Below are 7,324 nucleotides of genomic sequence, written 5' to 3'. Positions count from 1 at the left end.
CAGGTGTAAAAATCTATGCGACAACACCTAATAACACCTACTCCTATTTAGAAGGAACATCTATGGCATCACCTAATGTAGCAGGAGTTGCGGCATTAGTTCGTGCATATTATCCAAGTTTAACGGCTTCGCAAGTAAAACATATTATTATGGATTCTGGAACACCGATTTCAAAAATGGTAACTGTAGGAAAAAAGAAAGAAGAACTGAATTTTTCAAATCTTTCCAGATCAGGAAAGATAGTAAATGCTTATAATGCCTTGGTTTTAGCAGAAAGAAACAATAAAAAAACGGCTAATTAATATTTTAATTAGCCGTTAAATGAGAATTATAAATGTTTAGTAAACAATTATAATTCTCATTCCATTGGAATCAGGATCACATGTTGAACCAACACCAACTCTAATTCCTTGATCACCACCAGAAACAGTCATTAATTGTTTTCTAGTTAACTCTTTCGTTGCAAATTTTTCTAATTTAGATTTTATAAGTAAATATTTAATTGTTATCTGCCAAATATAAATAATTTATGTTAAAAGTATTTTTTTTACTCTGTTTTTTTCAAATGATTGCTCAAAATAATCCAAATCCAGGATATTGGCAACAACATGTTGAGTATAAAATGGATGTTTCGATGGATGTAAAGACATATCAATACAAAGGAAAACAAACTTTGGTTTATACTAATAATTCTCCAGACACTTTACATCGAGTATATTATCATTTGTTCAACAACGCTTTTCAGCCCAATAGTTGTATGGATGCTCGACTAAAATCGATTAAAGATCCTGATGGAAGAATGGTAACCAAAGTAAAAGTGGGAGACAAAGAAGTAAAAGAAAGTAGAATTGCAGCTTTGAAGTCTAATGAGATAGGGTTTCTGAAAATTTCCAATTTAAAACAAGATGGATTGGATTGCAAAAATAAAGTAGTCAGTACAATTCTTGAAGTAGATTTGGCTAAACCATTATTGCCTCACTCTTCAACAACTTTTTCATTAGATTTTGACGGACAAGTTCCTATACAAATTCGTCGTTCGGGAAGAAATAACAAAGAAGGAGTGGAGTTATCGATGTCGCAATGGTACCCAAAAATGGCCGAATATGATTATGAAGGTTGGCAAGCTGATCCTTATATTGCAAGAGAATTTCATGGAGTTTGGGGAAATTTTGATGTAAATATCACTATCGATAAAAATTATATTTTAGGAGGTTCTGGTTATTTGCAAAACGGTAATCAAATAGGATATAATTATCAAGATGCCGGAACTATTGTAAAACTTCCGAAGAAACAAAAAACGTTGACGTGGCATTTTATGGCACCAAATGTGCATGACTTTACTTGGGCAGCCGACAAGAATTATATTCATGATAAATTAGTTACAAATTTTGGAACCACATTACATTTCTTATACAAGAATAATCCAAAAATTATCGAAAACTGGAAGAATTTGCAACCTAAAACAGCGCAGCTGATGGAGATTTACAACAAAACAGTTGGTAAATATCCTTACGAGCAATATTCTGTTATTCAAGGAGGCGATGGTGGAATGGAATATGCGATGTGTACCTTAATTCTTGGCGAAGGAACTTTTGATGGTTTATTAGGAGTAACGGCTCACGAGATGGCTCATTCTTGGTTTCAGCATGTATTAGCATCAAACGAAAGTAAAAACAGTTGGATGGATGAAGGTTTTACGACTTGGTTAGAAAATTATGGTTTGAATGAAATTGCTGATAAAAAAGTTGACAATCCTCACGCCGATTCTTATGCTGGTTATTACGCATTGGTAAAGTCTGGTAAAGAACAGCCGCAAACAACACATTCTGATCGTTATGACGAAAACCGTCCGTATGGTATTCAGGCCTATAGCAAAGGAAATATTTTCTTATCTCAATTAGAATATTTGATTGGAAAAGAAAATTTTATGAAAACGCTAAAACGTTATTATGCTGATTATAAATTTACACATCCTACACCAAATGACATTAAACATACTGCCGAAAAAGTATCGGGAGCAAATTTAGATTGGTATTTAAGTGACTGGACAAAAACTACAAATACTATTGATTACGGAATCAAATCGGTAGAAGGTGCCGGAGAAAACACCAAAATAAAACTCGATAGAATTGGAAGAATGCCTATGCCTCTCGATATTTTAGTTACTTATGAAGACGGAAGTCAAGAGAGTTTTTATATCCCACAAACGTTAATGCGTTGGACAAAAGAAAACCAAAATTTAGCCATAAAAAGAACTGTCCTAGACGGTTGGGATTGGGCCTATCCAACATTCGATTTTACTATTAATGCAAGATCTCCAATAAAAAACATAACAATTGATCCAAGCGGATTAATGGCTGATGTGAATAGAGAGAATAATGTTTTTGTGAAGAAATAATTTTACCAACTACCAAAATTATTATTACTCAAATACCCATTGTAATATCTAATGTCGCCTGTAACTTCTTGTCCTAGCCAATTCGGTTTTACGAAAGATTCATTTTCGTCGTTGAGTTCTATTTCGGCGATAATTAATCCGTTGTTTTCGCCAGCAAAAACATCGACTTCATAGGTGTGTTTTCCAGATGGGATTTCATATCGTATTTTGTCAATCACTCCATTTTCGCAAATAGACAATAACTTTTCGGCTTCTGCTAATGGAATTTCGGTTTCCCATTCTAATCGAGTTGTTCCAGAGTCGTTTCCTTTGCCTTTTATAGTCAAAAAACCTTTGCTTCCCTTAGTTCTTATTCGAACAGTTCGCTCCGGATTAGAATTCAAGTAACCTTGTACAATTCTGTTTTTGGCAACAGCCAAAGCAATAAAATCGTTATTTAAAACTAAAAATTTACGTTCTATTTCTATCATTTTTTGGAGCTTTTACAGCTTTACACTACAATCTTTATTTTTTTAAAGGAAAAAAATAAAGGATTTTCGTCTCAAACAACGTTCACTGAACTCCTATTAAAATAAAAGCGTAGTGAAGTAATCTGGGCTATCAGTTCGGATTACCAAAGATATACTTTTTATGAAAACAAACTTTGTGAACCTCTGTGTATTCTCTGCGAAACTCCGTGTAATTTTTTTAAATTTGTACCATGTCCGATAATCCACAGCGAAAAATAATTCACGTCGATATGGATGCATTTTATGCATCAGTCGAGCAAATGGATAATCCTGATCTAAAAGGAAAACCATTGGCTGTTGGCGGAAGCGAAATTCGTGGTGTTGTTTCGGCAGCAAGTTACGAAGCACGAAAATTTGGTGTTCGTAGTGCGATGAGTGGCGCACAAGCTAGACGAAATTGTCCTGATTTAATTTTCGTTCCGCCACGTTTTGATAGGTATAGAGAGATTTCTAAAAAAATTCAAAAAATATTTTATGAGTACACGGATTTGGTCGAACCCTTATCTCTCGACGAAGCTTATTTAGATGTTACTCAAAACAAAAAAGGAAATCCAAGTGCCACATTAATTGCACAAGAAATTAGAAAGCGCATTTTTGATGAAGTTGGTCTTACGGCTTCGGCTGGTATTTCATCAAATAAATTTGTAGCAAAGATTGCTTCCGATTACAACAAACCCAACGGGCAAAAAACCATCAATCCAGAAGAAATTGAAGATTTCTTAGAAGCTCTAGATATCAAAAAATTCTATGGAATTGGGAAAGTTACCACCGAAAAAATGTACCAACATGGAATTTTTACTGGAAAGGATTTAAAAACAAAAACAGTCGAATATCTCGAAGAACATTTTGGAAAAAGTGGTGCTCAGTATTACAAAATTGTGCGTGGCATTCACAACAGTGAAGTAAAACCCAACAGAACTACAAAATCGGTCGCAGCCGAGCATACTTTTGATGTAAATCTTACCTCCGAAATATTTATGGCTGAGCGATTAGAACGAATCGCAACGGAACTTGAACGTAGATTGCAAAAACACAAAATATCAGGAAAAACAATTACTTTAAAAATAAAATATAGCGATTTTACACAACAAACTAGGAGTAAAACCTTGCCTTATTTTGTTTCTGATAAAGGATTAATTTTTGAAACTGTAAAAGAATTACTATATCAAGAACGAATGAAAGATTCCGTGAGATTGCTTGGTATTTCTCTGGCAAATTTGAATACAGAGATTAAGAAAACAATAGTTGTGCAGTTACGATTTGAGTTTTAGACTATTCGATTAGCAATTTATGTGTCGAAGTTTCTTCTAAGTTATTTTTAATAGTCATAATGTATAAACCAGTAGACAACAAACCAGTATTGATGGTATTTTTGTGAATGTTATTATCCGTTTTTTGTGACATTATTAATTTTCCATTCAAATCGAAAATTTCAACTTCCGTAGGATAACTATTTGTTGGTTTTTCTATATAGACTTCGTTTTTAGACGGATTGGGATATATTTTGTATTCATTTATTGTAAATTCAGGAATTGTTAATGAAGTATCAACTATTTTATAAACTATCCCGTTTCCTATCCCAGCAACATATAATTCTCCATTGTTGTCTTCACCAAAAGTCGCAAAATTATTTCCTGGAAATGTTGAAGAATAGGTAAGTACTCCTGTTGAAGTAACTATTCCTATTCTTGAATTGCAGTAATCTGAAAATAAATATTTACCTATTAAATTTGGAAAAGCGGTTCCCGTATATACATAACCTCCAGTAATGGAACAATTACCAGCTGCGTGAGACACAACGGTTATTGGCGTTACCATGGTTGATTGTGCTGCACAACCAGCCGTGTTAAAAGCAGTATTTCCTTCGTAACAACGCCATCCATAATTAAGTCCTGCTGTTGTTGAACTTACTTTATTTATTTCTTCATAATTATTTTGACCAACATCAGCAATCCATAAATCATTGTTACTTCTATTAAAAGAAAATTTCCAAGGATTACGAAGCCCAATTGCCCAAATTTCATCATTCCCAGCAACTCCAACATACGGATTTGTTGGTGGATTTGTGTAAAACGGAGAAACAGTTGAGTTTACATCGATGCGAAGCATTTTTCCTAAGTTTTCTGTAATGTTTTGGGATCTATTTTCTGGGTCACCACTACTTCCGCCATCTCCCATCCCAATATATAGATAGCCATCAGGGCCAAATTTTATACATCCACCATTGTGATTTGAATATGGTTGAGTAATTGTCAATAGTATTGTTCCAGTTGTATTGGCAATATTCGGATTTCCACTTACTGAATACCTAGCAATTACAGTATTTCCAGCGGTATTTGTATAATTTACAAAAAAGAAACCATTTGTTGTGTAATTTGGATGAAAAGCCAACCCTAACAAGCCTCTCTCTCCACCAGCGCTTATTATAGTAGATACATTTAGAAAAGGGGTTGCATTTATAGTTCCGTTTGTGTTTAAGATTCGAATTAATCCGCCTTGCTCTACAATAAATAATCTAGAATCTCCAGCATTTTCAATACCAACTGGACTAGAAAAACCAGTTCCAAAACTAGTTAAACCAATAGTTTGTGAGAAAGAAAAACTCACATGTAAAAAAGTAATTATGGATAAAATGGTTTTCATATCGGAGCAATTTAGTCAAGTAAAGATAAAAAAATAGCTACAATTTCTTGTAACTATTTAATTTTTAATTATTTAAACTTTTATAAATTCCCAATAATCTTATCTTTAGGATATTTAACCAAATAACTTATCCTGATTTTCTTGGTCTCGTTGGGTTTTAAATTTAAATCCCAAGTTAAGATTCCAGTTTCAAGATTGGCTTTGGCGCCATCTTTTTGAAGTAATTCGATTTCGATTTCTTTGTCAGAACTTAACGGATATTGGTCTTTTAGCAACATAACAATAGCTTCTTTTTTGTTGTTTCTTACTGTAATGTCGTAAGTAAAGGTTTGCTCTTTTTTAGACGATAAAAATTTAGTTCCTGATTTATCGACAACTTTTTCTCGTTTGATTGATACTTTTTTGTCTCTTCCCATACTTAGGTTTAAAGTATCCGAAGTTTGAGACGGATTTATCATTGTTTTACCCACATACATACCTTCAAAAATAATATTTGCTTCACCAGGAAGTAAATTATATTTAGAATAATCTGCAATTTCGGCTAGTAAAAACGCTTCTTTTTCTACTCTTGGTGCTGCATAATATTTGTATGAAGCTGGTAGTTTTATTTCTTTTAGAGCAACGCTGTGGGCTTTTCCATTAGATAAAATGTCGTAAGGAATGTCTATATCAAAAGAAACATTCAATTGGTTTTCGTTGATGGTTGTGTAGTTTGAGATTGATGAAACATTATCTTTTTTTCTTTTTATTCCAGCTGAGGTAACTACCACAACTTCTTGCAATTCTTTACTTTTATAATCATTCATTACTGCGGCAGGATATGGTTGGTTGTACTGTAAAAACCAAGAACTTAAAATTGGCGCTTGATTATTTTGATTAGGATTTCCACTAGATAAAGTCAATTTTACTTTTTTCCAATCTATTCCAGTGTTTTGAACCACTTGTGCTTTGTACATCATGTTTATTGGTGATGTAACGTTATCTGCTCTTAAATCATAAAAAGGTGACCACGAAGCATTATTTGTAATGTATGAAATTTCTAGAGGAACATTTCCAGCCGTAGTATTCATCACTTGTAATACCAGTTTTCCTGACGAAGTTTTTTCTTCTTTGCTTGTATCTACTTCGAGTTTGTTGTTTAGTTTTGTAATTAACTCGTTTAGTTTTTTTTCTTTTTCTTCAAGTGTATTTATGGTATTGCTAATTTCTGTTCGTTTCGATTTGTAATAATCGACCATTTTTGTCAATTCTATCACGCTTAAACCAGAATTTTGTCCAAAAACTTGTTGGTTTTTGTCTAACAATTCGATGGTTTTACTTTCTGAATTTCGGGAATTGATAACTCGATTTAGTTCTTTTTGAACCAAAATAACACTGTCTTTTACTTTTTTTATCGCTGGCGAATTTTCATCAACATCATATTCCGACATATAATCGTTTGTAAATTGTACCGAAAGCACTGTTAGAGATGATGGTGCGCCAATTTGAACTGAACTTTCATTTAGATAATTAGCTACATTTTTTACGACAATTTCGCTCGTTCCCGAAGGCAAGACAACGTTAGCGCTTTGTGAGATTTCGGCAGCGTTAAAATAAACAGTTGCTGCTTTTACTTTGGCAGAAGTAAAAACTGGTTTTTGTGCAAACGACATTGCAGAAGCCAAAACAGTGAGTAAGAAAATTATTTTTTTCATGAGTAAGATTTTAATTATATCTTATAGAGAACAAATTACGCTAAAAGGTTGGGACGAGATTATTTTTTTGCTACAAATTC

Annotated in this window: 6 protein-coding genes; 3 read left to right on the top strand and 3 right to left on the bottom strand. The window is 33.2% G+C overall.

Features of this window, described 5'->3' with window-relative positions:
* A partial coding sequence (locus ACHZC3_RS02770; protein WP_394758352.1) for a S8 family serine peptidase occupies positions 1 to 302 on the top strand: 302 nt, incomplete at its 5' end.
* 227 nt (positions 303 to 529) lie between these two features.
* Positions 530 to 2,398 (top strand): M1 family metallopeptidase, encoded by a 1,869-nt coding sequence (locus ACHZC3_RS02765; protein WP_394758351.1) that lies wholly within the window; start codon positions 530 to 532, stop codon positions 2,396 to 2,398.
* Between the two features lie 2 nt (positions 2,399 to 2,400).
* Here the strand turns inward: ACHZC3_RS02765 and ACHZC3_RS02760 are convergent, their stop codons facing one another.
* A complete protein-coding gene (locus tag ACHZC3_RS02760) occupies positions 2,401 to 2,868 on the bottom strand; it encodes a CYTH domain-containing protein (RefSeq protein ID WP_394758350.1) in 468 nt (155 codons plus the stop codon).
* Positions 2,869 to 3,098: 230 nt separating this feature from the next.
* On the opposite strand from ACHZC3_RS02760, the gene dinB reads away from it, so the two are divergent.
* Positions 3,099 to 4,178 carry a DNA polymerase IV gene (dinB, locus tag ACHZC3_RS02755; RefSeq protein ID WP_394758349.1) on the top strand — a complete coding sequence of 360 codons (1,080 nt, stop codon included), beginning with the start codon at positions 3,099 to 3,101 and terminating at the stop codon, positions 4,176 to 4,178.
* Between the two features lies 1 nt (position 4,179).
* Here the strand turns inward: dinB and ACHZC3_RS02750 are convergent, their stop codons facing one another.
* Both ACHZC3_RS02750 and ACHZC3_RS02745 read right to left on the bottom strand, forming a co-directional pair.
* A complete protein-coding gene (locus tag ACHZC3_RS02750; protein WP_394758348.1) occupies positions 4,180 to 5,550 on the bottom strand; it encodes a PQQ-dependent sugar dehydrogenase in 1,371 nt (456 codons plus the stop codon).
* 80 nt (positions 5,551 to 5,630) lie between these two features.
* Positions 5,631 to 7,244 carry a DUF4139 domain-containing protein gene (locus ACHZC3_RS02745; protein ID WP_394758347.1) on the bottom strand — a complete coding sequence of 538 codons (1,614 nt, stop codon included), beginning with the start codon at positions 7,242 to 7,244 and terminating at the stop codon, positions 5,631 to 5,633.
* Between the last annotated feature and the right edge of the window lie 80 nt (positions 7,245 to 7,324).

It is taken from the genome of Flavobacterium sp., assembly GCF_043720215.1.
Classification (GTDB): domain Bacteria; phylum Bacteroidota; class Bacteroidia; order Flavobacteriales; family Flavobacteriaceae; genus Flavobacterium.
This window is presented reverse-complemented; position numbering and strand designations above follow the sequence as displayed.

Coding starts and splice junctions, on each gene's coding strand:
- ACHZC3_RS02760 (WP_394758350.1), bottom strand. CDS start 2,868: ATGATAGAAATAGAACGTAAATTTTTAGTTTTAAATAACGATTTTATT.
- dinB (WP_394758349.1), top strand. CDS start 3,099: ATGTCCGATAATCCACAGCGAAAAATAATTCACGTCGATATGGATGCA.
- ACHZC3_RS02745 (WP_394758347.1), bottom strand. CDS start 7,244: ATGAAAAAAATAATTTTCTTACTCACTGTTTTGGCTTCTGCAATGTCG.
- ACHZC3_RS02765 (WP_394758351.1), top strand. CDS start 530: ATGTTAAAAGTATTTTTTTTACTCTGTTTTTTTCAAATGATTGCTCAA.
- ACHZC3_RS02750 (WP_394758348.1), bottom strand. CDS start 5,550: ATGAAAACCATTTTATCCATAATTACTTTTTTACATGTGAGTTTTTCT.